The organism is Prevotella melaninogenica, assembly GCF_013267595.1.
Lineage (GTDB): Bacteria > Bacteroidota > Bacteroidia > Bacteroidales > Bacteroidaceae > Prevotella > Prevotella melaninogenica_D.
Genome location: NZ_CP054011.1, coordinates 1,213,623 through 1,234,697, shown reverse-complemented (window position 1 = coordinate 1,234,697; position 21,075 = coordinate 1,213,623). Strand labels below are relative to the sequence as shown.

Below are 21,075 nucleotides of genomic sequence, written 5' to 3'. Positions count from 1 at the left end.
GTTATTCTGCAATGAGTAAGAATCGGTTTAGCAAGTAGAGTGGAGTAAAAGTCCAAGTACATCAGTTATGAGAAATATCTTCAAGTATATTCCAATGGTTACCTTAGGACAAATCTTAGGTACCGTTGTTGCTTTCCCTTTGCTGTGTTTCCTTATCAATATATTTTATTATTCAAATAAGTATAATGATGATGCAGAACAGTATTACAAAGAGTATATGAATAATTCTTATGATATAGAGGTTACTATGCCCGAAGAGAAATCTCAGTGTTATTTAGAAAATCAAGACGAGAATGTTAAGACATCAGAGACTTTCAGAATAAGAATGGATAATAATTTTTTTGCTAACCCACAGGGACAATATTATCCTTTCTATTCCAAAGAATTTAAAAAATATTTTAGTATTATGTGTTTCCTTGGCCCTACTGAAATGCATTGGCCTTGTGACATGAAGGTTATCCTAACTGTCAACAGGGATGATATGAATAATCCAGAGTATGGAACAAAGGAGAACCCCGTGCCAGTTTTGAAGGATATTGGCGTAGATGAATCCATCCGAGATTATGAAAAGGACTATGATAAGGCGTATATGGATAGCTTCTATCGTGAGAATGTCATACGTTATTTGAAGTATAAGATGCCCAAAAGTGAGTTTAAGAAACGGTTTAAGAATGGGGAATGATAATATTCTAAAATGACTTACAGGGATATTAGTACGAGTGGCTCAAGGAATCGATTGATTGTAAGACCTTTGTAGGCTTTATATGTATGTGAATGGACTTCGTTCATTAAGGTGATACACCATCCGCACAATATGTGTGGAGCGTCAACACAAGATGTGCGGGGCATACGCACATCATGTGCTAAGCGTTTAATACCCTTTATTAGGTTCTTCCAAAATATGGAGTGAAATACTAACGCTCTTAATAGTAAGGCACACGGAGGTTCAACGAGGACGGAGCTAAACATGTTGTCACGGAGGAGTCGGCGATAGAAAGAACGAAAGAGGTGTAGCGTACAGCTTCCTGATAATTTTTGAGATAAATACTTTGAAAAGAAAGTGTCTAATATAACTGGTAAACAACCTCCGTTGCTCCACGCACAACAGTGCCTCCGTGCCTCTCAGCGTTGTGTTTTTAATAATCCTCCGTATTCTCCATTTCTCTGTGTGACATTTCGTTAAAGTCCTAAACTTATCCGGCACCCTTATCACTTCAAATTTCTGATGAATCAATTATTAGACCATAATACGTATCATCTCTTAAGCCTCTATGATTTGGGTTTAATCATTGTGAATTAAGATAAGGAGTTATAAGAGTAATTTTTCTATCAAAAGTAAATTTCCTGTCACTGCTGTCATTATTAGATGCTATTTAAATGATAGATTTACAGTCAGTTATGCGAATTGTTAAAAATGACAGCAAATTAAAAATAAAAATCTTTAGTATATTAACCCCTAATCGGTCATTAGACCACAATATGTATAATTCTTCTTACTATGGTATTGTTTCCTAACATCCTTTATTTTCTTATCGGTATCTTGTTAGTCTTTGTAACTTGACGTAGCCCGCTACGACTGCGTTACAAAGACTAACAATCTGCTCGATAATAAAACAAAATCTGTTTAGGCTCTAATGAGCAATCTTGGTTTAATAATCCAACGTTAAATAAATAGTATTTTTTAGAAAAAACCGACCCTGATAAATTTTAATTATTATCTTTGTGAACAAACTTAGTATTGCAGGGAATCACAGTCAGCAATAAAGGAGCAGAATAGGTTAAGATCGTTAAATAATAAGATTATGAAAAAGTTATTGATAGTTTTGGCATTAGCTGGTGTGTCTATGACCAGTTTTGCCCAAGATGAGGTGCTCACTGAGAAGTATAGCGTTGCTACCAACTCGTTTTGGAGCAACTGGTTTGTACAACTTGGTGCAGACTGGAACGCATGGTATTCTAACCAAGAGCATGGTCGTGATGCAGCAATCAGTCCGTTGAAGGACTTCCGTTCAAAGCCGGGCGCAGCTTTCGCTATTGGTAAGTGGTTAACACCCGGTATCGGTCTTCGTACAAAGATACAGGGTATCTGGGGCAAGCGTGTAGGTGCTGACAGCAATCCTGCTTCTCAGCTCGATAACAGCAACAAGTATTGGATTGCACAGGAGCAGGTGATGTTCAATTTGAGCAACCTCCTTTGCGGTTACAATGAGAACCGTGTTTGGAATCTGATTCCTTTTGCTGGTGCTGGTGTTGGCCGTTCGATGTCAGCTAATCATTATGCTATGGGATTGAGCGCAGGTCTTCAATCTTCTTGGAAGGTGAGCAAAGGAATGCGTGTCTATCTTGAAGCTGGTTGGAACCGTTATGAAGGCGACCTTGATGGTGCTGCATACGCAAACAATGAGCGTCGTGGATGGGAGTCACACGATAATAATCTTTATGCAGAAATTGGTTTGAACTTCAATATTGGTAAGGGTACTTGGAAGAAGAGTCCAGATATGGAAGCAATCAATACACAGCATCAGGCGGCTCTCGATGCACTGAATGCACGCCTTCAGGATGCAGAGGAAGAGAATGCACGTCTTCGTAATGAATTGGCTAATCAGAAGCCTGTTGAGACCGTGTCGGAGTCTGTGAAGCAGTTGGTGACAACTCCTGTTTCAGTCTTCTTCGAAATCAACCAGTCTACAATTGCTTCTCAGAAAGACCTCGTAAACGTACAGGCATTGGCGAAGTATGCTAAGGACAATAATAACAATCTCCTTGTGACAGGTTATGCTGACAGCGCAACGGGTTCTGCTGATTACAACCAGAAGTTGTCTGAGCGTCGTGCAACAGTAGTTGCCAACGAACTTGTTAAGATGGGCATTGAGAACAATAAGATTACGACTGTTGGTAAGGGTGGAGTAGAAACCTTGTCTCCAATCTCTTTCAACCGTCGTGCAACGGTTCAGATTACGGAATAAGATAAGTTCTATCAAGATATTTCTTAAATGCAAGTAGGGATACACGAGCGTGCATCCCTACTTTTTGTTATGATGATAGGAGTAATTGGGCTTATTAGGCTTATGGGGCTAATAAGCCCAATACCAGTTCATTTGTTATTGATCCTTTGTACCCTTCATTGTGTAAGTTATGGCTTAAACTCCTTCAGCAGCATGATAAGACGAACGGACAAGCGGGCCACTGACTACATGCTTAAAACCTTTCTCTAAGGCTATCCGTTTATATTCAGCAAACATTTCGGGTGTGATATAGGCTTTAACGGGCAGGTGTTCGGCAGTAGGTTGGAGATATTGACCGAGTGTGAGGCGTTGGCAACCTGTTGAAAGAATATCGTCCATGGTCTCTAAGATTTCGTCGTGGGTTTCACCTAAGCCGAGCATAAAACCTGTTTTGGCAGTGATGCCACAGTTGGCAATCTCTCGTAGTACTTCTAAACTACGTTCATAGCGTGCCACGGAGCGTACGGATGGTGTGAGGCGACGTACTGTCTCCATGTTGTGTCCTGCTACGTGGGGGTGTGTTGCCATGACTTGACGTATGAGTTCAGCCTTTCCCATAAAGTCTGGGATAAGTAGTTCTATCTTTGTGTCGGGGTTCAAACGGCGTATCTCTTCGATAGTCTTTATCCAGTGGGCTGCACCATAGTCGGGTAGATCGTCACGATCAACGGAAGTAATGACGGCATAACGCAGCTTAAGAGCTTTCACTGACTCAGCTACACGACGTGGCTCGTCAGGGTTGAGCAGTCTGGGTCTGCCACTTAACGTGTTACAGAAACGGCACTTTCGAGTACAGATGTCACCGCCAATCATCAAAGTTGCCGTACGAGCCATCCAACATTCCGAGCGATTTGGGCAGAGTCCACTCGTACAGATAGTGTTCATATGATGCTTGGCAAGGATACCAGCTGTCTCTCCTGTCGACTTCTTCGATGTAAGGTCAATCTTTAACCAGTCTGGTTTCATCACGTGGGGTTCACGTCCGAAGAGCAGGCGGAGGAACTGTCGCAGCTTCAAACCGCGGATAATAGTGGATAGATCTATGTTTTCCAACCTCTCTTCTACCGCCTCTCTCGTGAACTCACAGCCTTTTAGTAGGGTGAGGAAATCATGGTCGATATCGCCAAGAAGGAAGTAATCACCCACTATATTGATACTCCCAATGATGTTGTTCTTCAGTTCGATATGTGCTTCCAGTGTTCCGACACCTTCAAAACGATGCTTTCGGATGAGGGAGTATTTGGGATTTTTACCATAAACAAAGTCGTCAGAAGCCAGTTCTTTCTCTATCTCTACAACTTCTTTCATGTCTTCTTCCGTTAGCTCGAGCACCTCAGTACCACACATTTCCTGTCGTACATAGTCCATAAAAGCCAAGATATCTAACTGTATATAGGTCGCAACATTCGTTACTCTTTGTCTGACAGACGCTACACCCTTGCTTTGTAGTTTCTCTTTTGCAGGAGTGAGTGCATTAGACAGGTGGTCAAGTTGGGTGTCAAAGAGTAGGGAGTTGTGCAGAACACTACGGTTAGATAGTTGATAGAAAGCACAACCCGATACTTTTGTTCCGTTAATGAGAATATCATTTCGACCCGATAACTGTGCGTCAATCTTCAGTCCTTTTAGTAAGTCTGCCATTCGTTGCATATAAGCAGCAAAGGCTTCATTGGCATTGACGGCACGTGAAATATAAGAAAATTGTATGCAACCCTTGTCGGCATAGATACATCCGCCACCACTTTTCCGTCTGAAAATATTAATCTTGTGTTCTTTACAGTAGTCTGTATTGACCTCATTATCAATCAACTGATTGCGTCCTAACATCACCGTGGGGTTCACACGCCAGCCCATAAAGTAGTCGTCATTGGTATAATGCCGTGCTACATATTCTTCTACTGCAAAGTAGAAGGGCAGTTGATGAATGGTATCTGGTTTAGGTAGTAGTATATATTTCATCGTTGGTATTGATTGTTTATGGGAACAAATGTACAAATAAAATAATTAAAGAGAGAAGAAAGTTGGGAAAATAGTGAGGAGGGAACTATTTGTCTTATTAGCCTTATTGGTCCAATAAGGCTAATAAGCAACTCTTAAAAAATACAAAAAGCAATCATTACTCTTATACTTTTTCGTACATTTGTAGTCGAATTTATCAGTTAAAAATAAAGGTAATAGGTTATGTTAAAAAAACAATTCGTATCAGTAGCAGCCGTAGCCGTATTAACTACAGGCGTTGCTTTTGCTGCAGTGCAGCAGGATAAGGTGATGTATAAGCAGGCAGATGGCACCTACGTTGTCAATACGACCAGCCTCTGTTCAAATGTGAAGGGATTTAAGGGTGCAACACCTGTAGAGGTTTATATCAAGAATAATAAGGTTATCAAGGTTGAGGCTTTGCCAAATCGTGAGGGTCCTAAGTTCTATGATAAGGTGAAGCAGGGACTTTTCCCAATGTTCAATGGCATGAAAGTGTCAAAAGCTGCAAAGGCAGAGAGTCTTGATGGTGTAACCGGAGCTACCTATACATCACGTGCTGTGAAGGAGAATATAGCTGCTGCCGTAGCTTACTATAAGAAGAATAAGTAAGAGTTAGTTAACTATTAACATAGAAGATATGATTAGATTAAATGCTTTTTTCAAGGTAAAGGCTGGTGTAACAACTGCCCAAGTGAAGGCTCTTACAGATGAATTAGTAGAACTTTCACGTAAAGATGAAGGAAATAAGGGTTACGACTTGTTTGAGAGTACAACCCAACCAGGTGTTTTCCTGTTCTGTGAATCATGGGCGGACAAGGCTTGTTTAACTCGTCATGCTCGTTCAGAACATTTTACTCGTATTGTTCCTGAATTAGAAAAGTTGACAGATGGTGGCTTAAGCATTGAGCAGTTTGAGCGCTAATCACAAATAATCTTCTCTCTTCATTATTCTTTAGTCGTTGACTATTTAGTCGAAGAGTGGGGTAAAGAAACTAAATTAAAAGAGCGTATCAAGGAGTCTTTAATCTTCTCGATACGCTCTTTCTTTATGTTTAGCAAACCCTTTCCCCTTTCGGAATCTACTCTTCTCCCTTTAGGAGAGAAGTCCTTGGAGAGGAACCGGTCCTTACTTTACATCCCCAACCTTAATCAAATACTCCGCAATCTGTACTGCATTCAATGCAGCACCCTTACGGATTTGGTCGCCAGTGAGCCAGAGTGTATTACCATTGTCATCGGCAAGGTCCTTACGGATACGACCCACATAGATGTCATCGTGACCAGCACTCTCGAGTGGCATAGGGTAGACATAGTTCTGTGGATCGTCAACAACCGTAACACCAGGAGCAGCCTTCAAAGCCTCACGAATCTCCTCAACAGAGAGTGGACGCTCGGTCTCGAACCATACTGCCTCTGAATGACTACGGAGAGAAGACACGCGAACGCAGGTAGCAGAAGTGCGAACATCAGAGTGCATAATCTTACGTGTCTCGTTAAACATCTTCACCTCTTCCTTTGTATAGTCGTTCTCTGTCATCTTGTCAATCTGTGGAATGACATTGTATGCCAACTGATGTGGGAACTTCTCGATGGTCTTCACTTCGCCAGTCTCAACAAGTTCCTTGTACTGTTGTTGCAACTCTGCCATAGCAGCAGCACCTGCACCAGAAGCACTCTGATAACTGCTGACATGTATTTTCTTGATATGGCTGAGCTTATCGATAGGATTTAATACGACAACCATCATAATGGTAGTACAGTTAGGGTTGGCAATGATGCCACGTGGACGGTTCAAAGCATCCTCAGCATTGATTTCAGGAACAACCAATGGTACGTCATTATCCTGACGGAACTGGCTTGAGTTGTCAATCATCACAGCACCATATTTGGTGATGGTTTCAGCAAACTCGGCTGATGTACCACCACCTGCACTTGTGAAGGCGATATCTACATCCTTGAAATCATCGTTATGCTGGAGCAGTTTTACTTCGTATTCCTTACCCTTGAATGTGTATTTCTTACTCGCTGAACGCTCTGAACCAAAGAGAACGAGGTCGTCTATTGGGAAATTTCTCTCAGCTAAGATGCGTAGGAATTCCTGACCTACGGCACCACTGGCACCAACAATTGCTACTTTCATATCTTTTATCTTTAATTGTTTACGAACCTATTCGTTGTTGCAAATATACTATTTTTCCCTAAGACAAACAACGGTATGTTAGTCTTTTTTCTGTTTCGATAGATATAATCTGTTGTGTATCGTTGTTTTCTGTCATTTTGTGAGGATTATATAGGTTTATTAGGATTCTTCCATTAAAGGCATAGATAGGAATAGAATAAAGGTTTATACACTTTTTAAAGACAATACCACTTGTTTTCACATCTTTGGTGTTTGTAAACTATTTTCGCGTGACTTAAAACCAATACATGCTCTTTTGGCTTCTTAAAGACGCCTAATTGACTTGCAAGAGGTGCCCTTTAAGACCCTTACTAACGCCCTTTTGAAGTCCAATTAAGCACCTTTTACTTTGCTGCTTTATAACTATTTGATTCTCTGTTGGTTGTAAAGTCGCTTTCTATGTGGCTTTTTACTTGATTTTGAAGGAAGTTTAATCGAGTTAATGTAATGATTTTTCAGAGTCTTTTCTGTGTTTTTGACGGATTTAGATGAAAAGGTTTTCTGTGTCGGAGGACGATAATATAGAAGGAAGTTGAGAGTCTTAGCTATGTTCTTGTTAAATGAGTAACCTCGGTTCTTTCACTAAATGAGTGGACGCTTTTCCTATAGCTTCAACGAAAGAACTCTTATTAGAGAGGTATTATTAGGTGGTTGCCAAAGTTTTTTCGTAACTTTGCAGACAGTAATTTTATAGATACGCATGCTGAATTTATCTCAATATTTCCCGATAACCGACCCGACATTGATTTTCTTTGTTGTTTTGCTGATGATATTGCTTTCGCCTATCATCATGGGACGACTGCGCATTCCACATATCATTGGTATGGTGTTGGCAGGTGTCCTTGTTGGAAAATATGGACTGAATATTCTTGGGCGTGATGCCTCGTTTGAACTTTTTGGACGTGTAGGACTGTACTATATCATGTTCCTTGCAGGTCTGGAAATGGATATGGAGGGACTGAAGAAAAACCGTAATAGGGTGATGGTCTTCGGTATGTTGACCTTCCTTGTCCCCTTTGCAATGACCTATTTGATGGGTGTCAGTCTTTTGGGCTATCTTCCTTTGGCATCGCTTCTACTTGCGGCAATCATGGCTTCTAACACGTTGATAGCCTATCCGATAGTGGGACGATACGGATTGACACGACATACGAGCTCGACGCTGAGTGTGGGTTCATCTATGATGGCTCTCTTTATGGCTTTGATAGTCATGGCTTCCATCGTCAATTCGTTTTATGGCAATGGCGGTATACTCTTTTGGCTACTATTCATTCTGAAGTTTGTGGCTTATTGTGTGGGCTTGATTATGGTGATACCACGTGTGACACGTTGGTTCCTTCGTCGATATTCAGACGCTGTGATGCAGTTTATCTTCATCCTTGCAGTGGTGTTTCTCTCGGCAGCATTGTCAGATGCTGTGGGTTTAGAAGGAATCTTTGGAGCGTTCATGTCAGGTTTGATATTGAACCGATTTGTGCCAAAGGTGTCTCCATTGATGAACCGTATAGAGTTTACTGGAAATGCACTCTTTATTCCTTACTTCCTTATCGGAGTAGGAATGCTGATTAATGTACGCTTGCTTTTTGCAGGAAGTAAGATACTTTGGGTTGTATTCTGTATCGTCTTCTTCGGTACTTTGGGTAAGGCTGTAGCAGCTTATTTGGCAGCTCGTATCTTCCGTATGTCTTGGTTGGCTGGTCACATGATGTTTGGTTTGACCAGTGCCCATGCTGCTGGAGCTATTGCGATGGTGATGGTAGGACGTAGGTTGCAGGTAGCACCGGGTGAATACCTCTTTGGTGACGAGGTTTTGAACGGAATTGTGATAATGATTCTCTTCACCTGTATCATCTCAACTGTCATCACAGAGCGGGCAGCACAACGGCTTCGTCTGCAGGAGAAAGAGGGACATGACATGATGAAGAATCTCGATGATGAGAAGATTCTGATTCCAGTGAAGTATCCAGAGTATTCTGATAACCTTGTAACCATGGCTACACTGATGCGCAACCCACGTTTGAAACGAGAGTTGGTGGCGTTGAATGTGGTTTATGATGACGTGAATATGCGCCATAATCAGGCGGAGGGACAGCGTTTGTTGGACCATCTTTGCCATTTAGCGAGTGCATCAGATGTACCGATGGTGACGCAGGTACGTGTTGCAGCAAATATTGCCAATGGTATTAAGCATGCTTTTAAGGAGTTTCAGGCATCAGAAATTTTGATGGGATTACACTTCCATAAGGAGATTAATCGTAGTTTTTGGGGAGAATTTACGCGAAGTCTATACAATGGTTTAAGTCGTCAGATTATTGTGACACGTATCTTACAACCACTGAATACAATTCGCAGAATACAGGTGGCAATCCCTTCTCGGGCTGAGTTTGAACCTGGTTTTTATCGTTGGTTGGAACGATTGGCACGTATGGCAGGCAACTTGGAGTGTCGTATAGCATTCCATGGACGTAACGAAACGTTGCAACTTGTCAATGAATTTATTCGCAATCGCTTCCCAAGTGTTAGGGCTGAATATGAAGAGATGGCGCATTGGAAGGAATTGCCAACGCTTGGTTCGCAGGTTCGAGAGGACCACCTCTTTGTCATAGTGACAGCACGTAAGGGTACGATATCTTATAAGACGGCAATGGAAAGACTTCCTGAAGAACTGAATAAATTTATTAAAGGTAAGACAATCATGATTATCTTCCCAGATCAGTATGGTAGTGAGATGGATGATATGACCTTTGCTCAGCCACAGCATACGGAGGAACGCAGTGCTTATGAGGCTGTAAGAGAGTGGATTCATAATAAGGTGTAAGAGGTTATTAGGCCAATTAGGCTAAGATGGCTAATAAGCCTAATAGCCCCAATAAAAGAATAGAATATGATAGATATTAAGAACATAACTAAAAGCTTTGGCTCGCTTCAAGTGTTGAAGGGTATTGACCTTCGTATTGAAAAGGGAGAGGTTGTCAGTATTGTTGGTCCATCTGGAGCTGGTAAAACCACCTTGTTACAGATACTTGGAACGCTGGACAAGCCCGATAGTGGCTCTGTTGTTGTGGATGGTATTGACGTGGGTAGCCTGTCAGCTGGTAAGTTGAGTGATTTCCGCAACCAGCACTTGGGCTTTGTCTTCCAGTTCCATCAGCTTCTTCCTGAGTTTACAGCTCTTGAGAACATTATGATTCCGGCTTATATTGCTGGCAGAAAGACAAAAGAAGCACGCCAACGTGCCGAAGAATTATTGGAATTTATGGGCTTGAGCGATCGTGCTAATCATAAGCCTAATGAACTTTCTGGTGGTGAGAAGCAGCGTGTAGCTGTAGCTCGTGCGTTGGTGAACAACCCTGCTGTCATCCTTGCTGATGAGCCTTCGGGTAGTTTGGATAGTAAGAACAAGCAGGAACTGCACCAACTCTTCTTCGATCTCCGTGATAAGTTCGGTCAGACTTTCGTTATCGTTACACACGATGAGGGGCTTGCACATATAACAGATAGAACGATACATCTTAAAGATGGCTTGATACAGAATGACGTTTGTCAAGAGACAAAATGATGTTTGTTGAAAGCCAGAATGACATAAAGACATATTTTTTAATGACATATTCTTTATAGAGTATGTTTGTAGACGATTAACTTAATAATTACTAATAGCCTGATGAATATAGAAGAAGTTATAAAGCTGATAATCAATAAAGCCTATGAGGTGCGGAGCCATTTTGTTGCTGGGTATTTAGAGAGTGTTTATAAAAAAGCACTGCTGATAGAACTTAGAGAAGCCGGATTGATAGTAGAGGAAGAGGTTGAGATGCCTGTGACGTATAAAGGTCATGTGATAGGTGTTTTTCGTGTAGATATTGTCGTGGATAAATGTGTTATCATAGAACTAAAAGCTGTTGCTCAGTTATTACCAGCACACGCAATTCAGCTTGTAAACTATCTCTCTGTGTCTGGAATAGATAATGGGCTGCTTATAAATTTTGGCTCGACTGAACGGCTGGAGATTAAACGTAAGTATAGGGTTTATAACCCTCATAACTAAAAGGTAAATCGAGCGAAAGCTCGATAAGAAAATATGTCATTGAAAGAATATGTCTTTATGTCATTCTGGCTTCAGACAACTTAAAAATAGGAATATGTCTAAAATAAAACTTGGAGCATACAATACGCTCACAGTACAGAAGGTTGCCTTACGTGAAGGCAATGGTGATCCATTCGGAATCTACCTTGATGGTGGACCGGCTGGTGAGATACTCATGCCTCAGAAGTATGTGCCAGAGGGAACAGAGATTGGGGATGAACTGGAAGTATTCGTTTATCTCGACCAGGATGAACGCCCGATTGCTACTACTGAGGAACCTTTGGCGCAGGTAGGCGACTTCGCTTACTTGGAGTGTTCATGGGTAAATGAGTATGGTGCATTCCTCTCTTGGGGTGTGATGAAAGACCTCTTCTGTCCTTTCCGTGAACAGAAGAAGCGTATGACTATTGGCAATAGCTATATCGTTTATATTCATCTTGATGAAGAGAGCTATCGCCTTGTTGCCTCTGCAAAGGTAGAGCATTATCTTGACGAACAGCCACGAGGTTATAAGCATGGACAGGAAGTTGACTTGTTAATATGGCAGAAGACGGACCTTGGCTTCAAAGTTATTGTTGATAATCAGTATCCGGGTCTTATCTATGAGGATCAGGTGTTCCAATATGTTCATACTGGTGACCGCTTAAAGGGTTATATCTCAACGGTTCGTCGTGATGGTAAGATTGATTGTACACTTCAACCAACAGGACAACAGCATGCGGAAGGCTTTGCAGAGGTCCTGCTTCAATATCTGAAAGATAATGGTGGAGTATGTGATCTTGGTGATAAGAGTGAAGCAGAGGATATTAAACGTCGTTTTCAGGTGTCGAAAAAGGTGTATAAACGCGCTGTTGGCGACCTCTATAAACGTCATTTGATTACGGTTGACCCCCTGTCAATACGCTTAGTAAAATAAGGTTCTCTCTCTTAAATCATTTTTTTATTGTATCTTTGCAGTATAAATAAAGTATAATAAAATACGATGCAGAATCAATTTTCAAGAACCCAACTTCTTCTTGGCAAGCCCGCTATCGATACACTTAATGGTAGTCGTGTCGCTGTCTTCGGTGTAGGAGGTGTTGGTGGATATGCAGTAGAAGTATTGGCACGTAGTGGCGTGGGAGCTATTGATGTTATTGATGACGACCGTGTTTGTCTAACGAATGTCAATCGACAACTCCTTGCTACCACTCGAACAGTGGGAAAGCATAAAGTAGATGTCGCTGAAGAGCGCATTCACTCAATCAATCCACGATGTATCGTGCGGAAATACCAGACATTCTATTTGCCTGATAACGCCGATCAGTTCGATTTCTCTCATTATGATTATGTCATTGATTGTATTGATACTGTAACAGCTAAGCTTGATCTTATCTATCGTTGTCATGAAATAAATATCCCATTGCTTTCTTGTATGGGTGCTGCTTATAAACTTGATGCCACACAGTTCCGTGTGACTGACATCTTCAAGACTATCAACGATCCATTGGCAAAGGTGATTCGTAAGAAACTCCGTAAAACAAAGATTAAGCATCTTAAAGTAGTATACAGTCCTGAAGAACCGCTTGAAAGTATCGAACAACCAGAGATCTCTTGTCGTTTTCACTGTATCTGTCCCGATAAGGATATGCGTAAGTGTACTGACCGGCATACTATTCCAAGTTCTAATGCGTGGGTACCAGCTGCGGCTGGACTTATTGCAGGTGGAGAAGCAGTGAAAGATCTTGTCAATCTTGCCAACACTATGCGTATCCGTCCTGAAGATGAGGCTACAAGCGAGCCTGCTCGTATCGCCCATGAGCGTGCTGCAAAGATGCTGGAGGAACATAAACGCCTTAAGGCTGAGAAGGCTGCAGCAGATAAGTAATGTTTTATGAAATTGGCGTAGAAAATAGCTCCATAAGTTAGAGTTTTTTTTATTTAGTTTGCTGTCATTTTTAACACTCTTGGTACTGTGTTTATTATCAGTACTTTATATCTAATAATAGAGTGATAGAAATGACAGCAAACTTTTATTTTATAATGTTGTCTTTTTAAAATCTAGCTTCATTTATAATCATGCTATGTTAATGAACCCCTGAATACCTATGAGTGAGAGTTATCGTTATGTTTTATAAGTTTGCTATTTTAGTAGTTAAGAACTGATTTGAATTCAAGATCCTGTTTTGTAAACTCACAACTTTGTTTTACCACCTAAATTGATAATAGTGTTGTCTATAAAATTGTTATTTTATCAACCTTATTGTTAAATAACACGAAAAAAGTAATGATAACTTGAAGATTATTACGATGTTACCGTTGGGTAACTTACCTTTGCGGTTACCAATTGGTAACATAAACAAATAATAGAATGAAGAATCGAGAACAAACAGAAAGTAGAATACTCGAAGCTGTCGCAAGTATCGTAGAAAGCGAAGGATTCGAGAAGCTTGGTATCAATACAATAGCTTCAAAAGCTAATGTTTCGAAGATGCTTATATATAGGTATTTTGGTGGACTTGAAGAGTTAATTGCACAGTTTATAATGCAGAAGGATTATTGGGCTAATACAGGTACTGTTATTATCAATCCTCAATCTGTAGGAGACAGTATAAAGAATATGTTCCGTAAGCAGATCGAGCAATTACGAAACGATGTAACTCTACGACGTTTGTGTAGGTGGGAACTGTCCTGTAACAACACAAGCATTGAGCAGCTTAGAGATAAACGTGAAGAAAATGGATGCAGTCTAATCAAACTGGTAAGTACATTAACAGGTTGTCCTAATACAGAGGTTGCCTCTTTAGCCAGTATACTCTCGGCTGCTATCAGCTATTTAGCTTTGATTGAAGACCAATGTTTGTCATATAACGGTATTTCTTTGCAAACTGATAAGGGCTGGGACGAGATAATGAAAGGGGTCGAAATGATAGTTGACTTATGGATAAAAAGTATTCAGGAATGAGAAAATTAATTATTGTATTTGTTATTTTTATGGGATTTATGGAAAATATAATGGCACAGAATCCAGACTATCTGTTTATGATTGAGAATGCTTGCAAGGCTCCTTCTGGGCATAACACACAGCCTTGGTTGTTTAAAATCAGAGAGTCAGAAATTGATATATACCCTGATTTGTCAAAAGAGTTACCTGTCGTCGACTCAAGTCATCGAGAGTTATTTGTTAGTTTAGGCTGCGCGACAGAGAATCTTTGTATTGCTGCTCAAGAAAAGGGATATCAGACCGAAGTTAAAGTTATTAAGGACTCCTTTATTCGAGTTCTACTTACAAAAGATAAGAAAAAGCAATTTGATTCTTCATTGTTCTCTCAAATCGCAGTAAGACAAACAAATAGAAGTGTTTATGATGGAAAAGAAATTCCTAAAGATAGCATTAATCTACTTAAAGCCACTTCTAATGACCCCTCTATTTCTATTTATTTTTACAAAAGGGGAACTGTTGATTATGAAAAGATTGCTAATATGGTTTATGCTGGGAATAGCTTACAAATGAATAATGAAGCTTTTAAATCAGAGCTGACAAAGTGGATGCGTTATAATAAGAAACATCAGAATAATACAAGAGATGGATTGAGTTATGCTACTTTTGGTGCACCAAATGTTCCTCTATTCTTGGCAAAGTTTATCATGTCAAAGGCTATCAACGCGAAAACGCAGAATAAAGGTGATCGGAAAAAGATAGCTTCAGCATCTCATTTTGTACTTTTCACAACAAAAGATAATACAGTTGAACAGTGGGTTGCACTTGGCAGAACCTTGGAACGGATATTACTGCGTTCAACGCAGATGGGTATTGCAAATGCTTATCTCAATCAGCCTAATGAGGAAAATGATATTACAAAAGAAATGGTAAAGCAACTTCAAATCTCTAACGAGTACCCGACTATTCTTATAAGGTTAGGCTATGGAAAGAAAATGCCTTATTCGCTAAGACGCGATTATAGGGCATGTATTCTTCCTGCAGATTAAAGTCAAGAAGCATGAAGTAAGTTTTTGATATAGGTGAATCATCAAAATCTTTGGCGTGGTGGATATTTAGTAGGTTAGGATTGTCTGCCTAACATTTGTCTATCACGCTTGTATTTATAATCAAGGTAATTCCCAATTATTTTTTTTATTTAGTTTGCTGTCATATTTAACACTCTTGGTACTGTGTTTATTATCAGTACTTTATAACCAATAATAGACTGATAGGAATGACATCAAACTTTTATTTTATAATGTTGTCTTGTTAACCTCCTCCTTCATATCTCTAATTTGTAGAATAGTACAATGTTAATAAAAACGCTGTATGCCAATGACAAAGAGCTATAATACGAACTTATAAGTTGCGTGTTAATGCTCAGCACTTGTGGTGTTAATGCCCAGCACATATTGTGCGGATGCTTAGCACCAATGGTGCGGAGGATAAACTCCCTATGCAAATGGCTCTTTGTGATAGGGAGTAACTTATAGAATAACCTGTGTCTTCAGTGAAACTGAAGGGTAATTATTATGGATGTTATTACCAGTTAATTCCAAATCCGATACTTGCAAAGATGACAGTTCGGTCTTTGTAGAGATTTGTTCGTGAGTTGTAATGGCGGACGCCCAATCCGAATCTTGGCTTGATTTTGCATGTTCCTAAGTCGGTGAATGCCATTGCCTCATAGTAGTCATATTTCCAGTCACTATTTTTTCGTTTCATATTACTGCCATATCCGATTTGTGCACCAATATTACAATTCTCTGTGTGATAGACTACGTAGCCAAGATTTAAACCTACAATGTGACTATGAGCATAGTCTTTTACACTATTTTCTTTAAAGAGGGCGATAGCGTTCTCATATCTAAGGTCTGCATATAGGTTATCGGTAATATTATAACCTAAGTCGCAACAGAGTTCGTAGGGCTTAAATTCTTTAGAAAGTCCTGTTCCTTGAACCTGCATTAAGGTCCTAAATGTCCCTTTCTGTGAGAATGCTGCTATTGGAATTAGTAATAGGAAAAGAAAGACAAGTCTTTGTTTCGTTTTCGAAACAAGGAACTCTGCGTAAGATAGTTTTCTCATTGTAACTGGATTTAATTAAATAATTAATACTCGTTACAAAAATAGAAAATATAATGTTTCATGTCAAGTCTTTTTGGAGATAAAGTTTGAAAGATTTTTTAGGGTCTTCTGGATTTTGGAGTGATAAGGTTTGCCACTTGTGTTTAGGGTTTGAAGCAATGTCACACGGAGAAAAGGAGAGGACGGAGGATTATTAAAACAAAGCAATAGAAGTCACGGAGGCACCTTCGGTACTTGGAGCGACGGAGCTTGTTTGCCAATTCTATTAGCAATTTATATACAAAGCGTTTATCCCAACAGAGTTATCAGGAATCTGTACGCTACACCTCCGTCCCTCTTTGTGCCGTCGGCACCTCCGTGCCATTACGTTTACCTCCGTCCCCTCCGTGACTCCGTGTGCCTATTATATAGACTTTTAGTTTATCACTCTATATTTCGGAATAATCTTTTTTTAACGAAGTTCGGTTGTCGATAGGTAAGTGATACGTAGATTAGATGAGTTTGCATGTGAATAAGTTTGCTGTCATTCCTGCCACTCTCTATGAGTTCTTAAATTCTTGATATATAGGATTTTAATGAGAAATGTTAAAATGACAGCAAACGAAATTATACTTATATTTGGGTTAAAGCTTAACTCTGTGATAGTATTATGGTATAACGAAGAACACTCCCAACGAATAATTTATCTTGCAGATGGAGTTTCGAATTCGTAAGTAACCTTTACGGCTTTGTCACGAGACAGTTGTCCTGGGTTGGTTCCTGGTTCTCCTTCTGGTACTTCACGATGATAGAAGGCATAGAATTGAGTCCACGCATCTAAGATTTTTCCGTTATTATCGTGGAAAGACATTGGGATTGTTGAAAAAATAGGAAGACCATGGTGTTCGACAAATGATTTCTGAATCAATTCGCTACAATAGATTTCTTTGTCATCAGGCATGTAGAAACGATCGTATGGTCGACCAAGGTAGCTTAATGCTCGCTTCGTAGAAGTATTCATGTCACAATCAACGATGACTCTGCCTACTGCAATGAGTGGCTTTCCTTCTTTTCCTTTGGCACGATTGAGGAAGTTGGTAAGAGGAGTAAGTGACACCGCTTTGCCGTAGGCTTCTAAAGCATAATCGGCACTATCCGTATGATGGAAGATAGCTACGTGGTCAATCTTTAGTCCATTAATACCTTGTGTTGCATCTGTGATAGGGTTGCTTGTCTCCTTCACAACGAACATGAGGTCGCCTTCGTGTAAGTTACGTAACGATATGTCTTCATCTTGTAAGGAATCTGTAGAGCAGCCAACTAAGAAAATAAGGCACAGTAAGATGAGGTTTGATAGGATTTTCTTAAGTTTCATGATAATTTATTTTTATGTGTGTGTTATGTTTAACCCAAATCGTTCATTAGACCACAAAATGTATAGTTTTTATTACTATGGTATTGTTTCCTAACATCTTTTATTTTCTTATCGGCATCTTGTCCGTCTTTGTAACTTGACGTAGCCCGCTACGCCTGCGTTGCAAAGCCAAACAATCTGTTCGATAATAAAACAAAATATGTTTAGGCTCTAATGACTGATTCGGGTTTTAAGTTTCGTCGGGAGTGTTCTTATAGGTAAATAAAAAGGCGACTATCTGTGTGGATAGCCGCCTTTTGTTCTTATGTTTAGAACTCTGCGTTCTTAGGAGTACGTGCGAATGGGATTACGTCACGGATGTTTTGCATACCAGTAACGAAGAGGATGAGACGCTCGAAACCGAGACCGAAACCACCATGTGGGCAGGTACCGTACTTGCGAGTATCGAGATACCAGTCGTAAACCTCACGTTTCATACCACGATTATCGATCTCTGCAAGTAACTTGTCGTAATTCTCTTCACGGACAGAGCCGCCAATAATCTCACCGATATGTGGGAAGAGAACGTCTGTTCCCTGCATTGTCTTGCCATCAGGGTTCTTCTTCATATAGAACGACTTGATTTCGCTTGGATAGTCGGTCATGATAACAGGACGCTTGAAGTGTTCCTCTACGAGATAGCGCTCATGCTCACTGCTGAGATCCATTCCCCAACCAGTAATAGGGAACTCGAACTTCACACCATCAGCAACTGCTTTCTGAAGAATCTCTATACCTTCTGTGTAAGTTAGGCGAACAAACTCTTCCTTGAGTACACCCTCCAAGCGAGCAATCAGTCCCTTGTCAATCCTCATATTGAGGAACTCAAGGTCGTCCTTACAGTGCTCCAATGCCCAACGAACACAGTACTTGATGAAGTCTTCCTCAAGATCCATCAGTTCGTTCTTGTCGATGAAAGCAACCTCAGGCTCAACCATCCAGAACTCAGCCAAGTGGCGTGGAGTATTTGAATTCTCAGCACGGAAGGTTGGACCGAAGGTGTAGATAGCACCGAGTGCAGTAGCACCTAACTCTCCCTCTAACTGTCCTGATACAGTAAGGTTTGTACGCTTTCCGAAGAAATCAGCACTATAATCAACCTCGCCACCCTTTGCAATGCGGTCAAGGTCGAGTGTAGTCACCTGGAACATGTTACCTGCACCCTCAGCATCACTACCTGTAATCAGTGGAGTATGGAAATAATAGAAACCATGCTCATGGAAATACTGATGGATAGCGATTGCCATATTGTGACGAATACGGAATACAGCACCGAAGGTATTGGTACGAAGACGCATGTGACCATACTTGCGCATGTACTCAAAACTCTGTCCCTTCTTCTGCATTGGGTAGTCGCTTGGGCAGAGACCGTAGATTTCAATCTCCTTACACTGAATCTCTGAGGTCTGACCAGCACCCTGACTCTCTACGAGCGTACCAACAACGCTGATACAAGCACCCGTTGTGATGCTTTTCAGCTCTTCTGCATCGATAGTCGAAGGGTCAACAACAACCTGGATGTTCTTAATCGTAGAACCATCATTCAAGGCGATGAAGTCAACAGCCTTGCTGCTTCTATGAGAACGAACCCATCCCTTTACGTTGATATCCTTACCAAAATCGGTGCAAGCAAGTGCATCGACGATTTTTGTTCTTTTCATTTGTTATATTGTAATTAGGTACTCCCCAAGTCTTTCAAAAGGAGAGGAATGTTGTTTGCCAATCTGTTTAATGCTTTAATAATAGCATTGCATGGTCTCTCACATCCACTTCTTTTGAGAGGTTTGGGGAGGTTTCTATTTTATTCAAACGCACCCATACGCAGCATGTCAACCTCCTTCTCAGTGAGGAAGCGCCAGTCACCACGACGTACGTTCTTCTTTGTCAAACCAGCAAACTGTACACGGTCGAGTTTTACGACGCGATAGCCGAGGCTCTCGAAGATACGACGTACGATACGGTTTTTGCCACTATGAATCTCAATACCAACCTGAGTCTGATCCTGTGGGTCAGCATATTCGATTGCGTCAGCCTTGATTTCGCCATCTTCCAACTCAATACCGTCAGAAATCTTCTGCAAGTCATTAGCTGTAACAGCCTTATCAAGGAATACGTGATATACCTTCTTCTTCAAGAACTTAGGGTGAGTAAGCTTTGAAGCAAGGTCGCCATCGTTAGTAAGGAGCAGTACACCTGTTGTGTTACGGTCGAGACGACCAACTGGATAGATACGCTCTGGACAAGCGCCCTTTACAAGGTCCATAACAGTCTTACGCTGCTGTGGGTCGTCGCTTGTGGTAACATAATCCTTTGGTTTGTTCAGAAGGACATAAACCTTCTTCTCCAATGAAACCAACTTGTCCTGGAAATATACCTCATCAGTACGCAGAACCTTGCTACCGAGTTCCTTAACAACCTCGCCATTTACGGTTACTGCACCAGAAAGGATGAATTCATCTGCCTCACGACGTGAGCAAACACCAGCGTTAGCAAGGTACTTGTTCAAGCGGATTGGCTCATTAGGATCGAAGTTCTCCTCCTTGTATTCAATGCGCTTCTTGAGTGAATACTTTGCATTTGGATCATAATCAGCACTGTGTTGACGGTAACCACCCTGGTTGTATCCGCCACGGCTGTTGTAACCTCCACGATTATTGTTGTATCCACCACGGCTTTGGTATCCACCGCGATTGTTATTATATCCACCACGGTTATTGTTGTATCCACCACGGCTCTGATAACCACCCTGCTGACGAGGCTGGTATCCACCCTGACGTGGCTGATAACCGCCCTGATTTGCCTGATAGTTTGTTTTCTCCTCGCCCTCAGCACCATTGTTGGCATTGTAGCGTGGACGATAAGCCTGTGACTGATAGCCATTCTCATCATTGTTGTAACGTGGACGATAGCCACCCTGCTGTGGACGACTTTGGTATCCACCACGGTTGTATCCACCCTGCTGGCGTGGCTGGTAACCGCCTTCCTCACCATTACTGTTGTAACGTGGACGATAACCACCCTGCTGTGGACGGCTCTGATAACCGCCACGATTGTTGTTATATCCGCCACTATAGCTATTCTGACGTGGACGATAGCCACCCTGTTGTGGACGACCTGCACTCTGTAAGCCAGAGCCGAAGCCCTCAGGACGGAATCCGCCTTCGTCATTGCTGCTATTAGCCTTGTCGCTACTATAAGCGCGCTGGCTGTGAATACGTGGACGTTGTGTACGTCCTGTGCCACGGTACTCTCTTTGATAGCTGCCTTGTTCGGCTGCTGAATAGCCGTCGCGGCTGTTCTCATTCTGCTCAGACTGAACTTCTTTGTTCTCGAATTCTTCTGCCATAATTGTTTTACTTTTAATTTGATACTACCAGCCTCACG

Annotated in this window: 17 protein-coding genes; 11 read left to right on the top strand and 6 right to left on the bottom strand. The window is 41.1% G+C overall.

The features are described from left to right. Positions 1-67 precede the first annotated feature (67 nt). Positions 68-682: a DUF8188 family protein gene (locus tag FIU21_RS10355; protein WP_004360689.1), complete on the top strand. Its 615-nt coding sequence runs from the start codon at positions 68-70 to the stop codon at positions 680-682. 1,120 nt (positions 683-1,802) lie between these two features. Beyond that, positions 1,803-2,966, top strand: coding sequence for an OmpA family protein (locus FIU21_RS10350; RefSeq protein WP_004360690.1), 1,164 nt, complete (start codon positions 1,803-1,805; stop codon positions 2,964-2,966). A gap of 174 nt (positions 2,967-3,140) precedes the next feature. Here the strand turns inward: FIU21_RS10350 and lplA are convergent, their stop codons facing one another. Continuing rightward, a complete protein-coding gene (lplA, locus tag FIU21_RS10345; RefSeq protein ID WP_081445989.1) occupies positions 3,141-4,964 on the bottom strand; it encodes a bifunctional lipoate--protein ligase/lipoyl synthase in 1,824 nt (607 codons plus the stop codon). A gap of 222 nt (positions 4,965-5,186) precedes the next feature. Here lplA and FIU21_RS10340 point away from each other — a divergent pair, with 222 nt between their 5' ends. Next, the gene (locus FIU21_RS10340; RefSeq protein ID WP_004360692.1) at positions 5,187-5,594 is read left to right on the top strand and encodes an FMN-binding protein; all 408 of its coding nucleotides are present in this window, start codon (positions 5,187-5,189) and stop codon (positions 5,592-5,594) included. Between the two features lie 28 nt (positions 5,595-5,622). Beyond that, positions 5,623-5,907 (top strand): putative quinol monooxygenase, encoded by a 285-nt coding sequence (locus FIU21_RS10335; RefSeq protein WP_004360694.1) that lies wholly within the window; start codon positions 5,623-5,625, stop codon positions 5,905-5,907. Positions 5,908-6,111: 204 nt separating this feature from the next. Here the strand turns inward: FIU21_RS10335 and FIU21_RS10330 are convergent, their stop codons facing one another. Then, positions 6,112-7,125 carry an aspartate-semialdehyde dehydrogenase gene (locus FIU21_RS10330; protein ID WP_004360695.1) on the bottom strand — a complete coding sequence of 338 codons (1,014 nt, stop codon included), beginning with the start codon at positions 7,123-7,125 and terminating at the stop codon, positions 6,112-6,114. A gap of 739 nt (positions 7,126-7,864) precedes the next feature. Between FIU21_RS10330 and FIU21_RS10325 the strand changes: the two genes are divergently transcribed. The 7 genes from FIU21_RS10325 (at position 7,865) to FIU21_RS10295 (ending at position 15,217) form a co-directional block, all read left to right on the top strand. Next, positions 7,865-9,982: a cation:proton antiporter gene (locus FIU21_RS10325; protein ID WP_004360696.1), complete on the top strand. Its 2,118-nt coding sequence runs from the start codon at positions 7,865-7,867 to the stop codon at positions 9,980-9,982. 66 nt (positions 9,983-10,048) lie between these two features. After that, a complete protein-coding gene (locus FIU21_RS10320) occupies positions 10,049-10,723 on the top strand; it encodes an ABC transporter ATP-binding protein (RefSeq protein ID WP_004360697.1) in 675 nt (224 codons plus the stop codon). 102 nt (positions 10,724-10,825) lie between these two features. Continuing rightward, complete coding sequence (locus FIU21_RS10315) at positions 10,826-11,209, top strand: GxxExxY protein (protein WP_004360698.1); 384 nt, start codon at positions 10,826-10,828, stop codon at positions 11,207-11,209. Positions 11,210-11,303: 94 nt separating this feature from the next. Continuing rightward, positions 11,304-12,164, top strand: a complete 861-nt coding sequence (locus FIU21_RS10310; RefSeq protein ID WP_004360699.1) for a CvfB family protein — start codon at positions 11,304-11,306, stop codon at positions 12,162-12,164. A gap of 66 nt (positions 12,165-12,230) precedes the next feature. Further along, positions 12,231-13,115, top strand: a complete 885-nt coding sequence (locus tag FIU21_RS10305; RefSeq protein ID WP_004360700.1) for a tRNA threonylcarbamoyladenosine dehydratase — start codon at positions 12,231-12,233, stop codon at positions 13,113-13,115. Positions 13,116-13,598: 483 nt separating this feature from the next. Further along, complete coding sequence (locus tag FIU21_RS10300) at positions 13,599-14,192, top strand: TetR/AcrR family transcriptional regulator (RefSeq protein ID WP_004360701.1); 594 nt, start codon at positions 13,599-13,601, stop codon at positions 14,190-14,192. After that, positions 14,189-15,217, top strand: a complete 1,029-nt coding sequence (locus FIU21_RS10295) for an Acg family FMN-binding oxidoreductase (protein WP_036886552.1) — start codon at positions 14,189-14,191, stop codon at positions 15,215-15,217. The genes FIU21_RS10300 and FIU21_RS10295 overlap by 4 nt, the downstream gene beginning before the upstream one ends. A gap of 535 nt (positions 15,218-15,752) precedes the next feature. On the opposite strand, the gene FIU21_RS10290 is transcribed toward FIU21_RS10295, so the two are convergent. The 4 genes from FIU21_RS10290 to FIU21_RS10275 form a co-directional block, all read right to left on the bottom strand. Next, positions 15,753-16,298 carry a hypothetical protein gene (locus FIU21_RS10290; protein WP_231291356.1) on the bottom strand — a complete coding sequence of 182 codons (546 nt, stop codon included), beginning with the start codon at positions 16,296-16,298 and terminating at the stop codon, positions 15,753-15,755. A gap of 682 nt (positions 16,299-16,980) precedes the next feature. After that, positions 16,981-17,652 carry a YiiX/YebB-like N1pC/P60 family cysteine hydrolase gene (locus tag FIU21_RS10285; protein ID WP_036886554.1) on the bottom strand — a complete coding sequence of 224 codons (672 nt, stop codon included), beginning with the start codon at positions 17,650-17,652 and terminating at the stop codon, positions 16,981-16,983. 308 nt (positions 17,653-17,960) lie between these two features. Further along, the gene (gene asnS / locus FIU21_RS10280) at positions 17,961-19,352 is read right to left on the bottom strand and encodes an asparagine--tRNA ligase (protein WP_004360705.1); all 1,392 of its coding nucleotides are present in this window, start codon (positions 19,350-19,352) and stop codon (positions 17,961-17,963) included. A 140-nt stretch (positions 19,353-19,492) separates the two neighbouring features. Then, complete coding sequence (locus tag FIU21_RS10275; RefSeq protein WP_004360706.1) at positions 19,493-21,037, bottom strand: pseudouridine synthase; 1,545 nt, start codon at positions 21,035-21,037, stop codon at positions 19,493-19,495. Positions 21,038-21,075 lie beyond the last annotated feature (38 nt).

What these genes read in the sequence shown, in the direction of transcription:
- FIU21_RS10355 (WP_004360689.1), top strand. Translation starts at nt 68, where the DNA reads ATGAGAAATATCTTCAAGTATATTCCAATGGTTACCTTAGGACAAATC.
- FIU21_RS10350 (WP_004360690.1), top strand. Translation starts at nt 1,803, where the DNA reads ATGAAAAAGTTATTGATAGTTTTGGCATTAGCTGGTGTGTCTATGACC.
- lplA (WP_081445989.1), bottom strand. Translation starts at nt 4,964, where the DNA reads ATGAAATATATACTACTACCTAAACCAGATACCATTCATCAACTGCCC.
- FIU21_RS10340 (WP_004360692.1), top strand. Translation starts at nt 5,187, where the DNA reads ATGTTAAAAAAACAATTCGTATCAGTAGCAGCCGTAGCCGTATTAACT.
- FIU21_RS10335 (WP_004360694.1), top strand. Translation starts at nt 5,623, where the DNA reads ATGATTAGATTAAATGCTTTTTTCAAGGTAAAGGCTGGTGTAACAACT.
- FIU21_RS10330 (WP_004360695.1), bottom strand. Translation starts at nt 7,125, where the DNA reads ATGAAAGTAGCAATTGTTGGTGCCAGTGGTGCCGTAGGTCAGGAATTC.
- FIU21_RS10325 (WP_004360696.1), top strand. Translation starts at nt 7,865, where the DNA reads ATGCTGAATTTATCTCAATATTTCCCGATAACCGACCCGACATTGATT.
- FIU21_RS10320 (WP_004360697.1), top strand. Translation starts at nt 10,049, where the DNA reads ATGATAGATATTAAGAACATAACTAAAAGCTTTGGCTCGCTTCAAGTG.
- FIU21_RS10315 (WP_004360698.1), top strand. Translation starts at nt 10,826, where the DNA reads ATGAATATAGAAGAAGTTATAAAGCTGATAATCAATAAAGCCTATGAG.
- FIU21_RS10310 (WP_004360699.1), top strand. Translation starts at nt 11,304, where the DNA reads ATGTCTAAAATAAAACTTGGAGCATACAATACGCTCACAGTACAGAAG.
- FIU21_RS10305 (WP_004360700.1), top strand. Translation starts at nt 12,231, where the DNA reads ATGCAGAATCAATTTTCAAGAACCCAACTTCTTCTTGGCAAGCCCGCT.
- FIU21_RS10300 (WP_004360701.1), top strand. Translation starts at nt 13,599, where the DNA reads ATGAAGAATCGAGAACAAACAGAAAGTAGAATACTCGAAGCTGTCGCA.
- FIU21_RS10295 (WP_036886552.1), top strand. Translation starts at nt 14,189, where the DNA reads ATGAGAAAATTAATTATTGTATTTGTTATTTTTATGGGATTTATGGAA.
- FIU21_RS10290 (WP_231291356.1), bottom strand. Translation starts at nt 16,298, where the DNA reads ATGAGAAAACTATCTTACGCAGAGTTCCTTGTTTCGAAAACGAAACAA.
- FIU21_RS10285 (WP_036886554.1), bottom strand. Translation starts at nt 17,652, where the DNA reads ATGAAACTTAAGAAAATCCTATCAAACCTCATCTTACTGTGCCTTATT.
- asnS (WP_004360705.1), bottom strand. Translation starts at nt 19,352, where the DNA reads ATGAAAAGAACAAAAATCGTCGATGCACTTGCTTGCACCGATTTTGGT.
- FIU21_RS10275 (WP_004360706.1), bottom strand. Translation starts at nt 21,037, where the DNA reads ATGGCAGAAGAATTCGAGAACAAAGAAGTTCAGTCTGAGCAGAATGAG.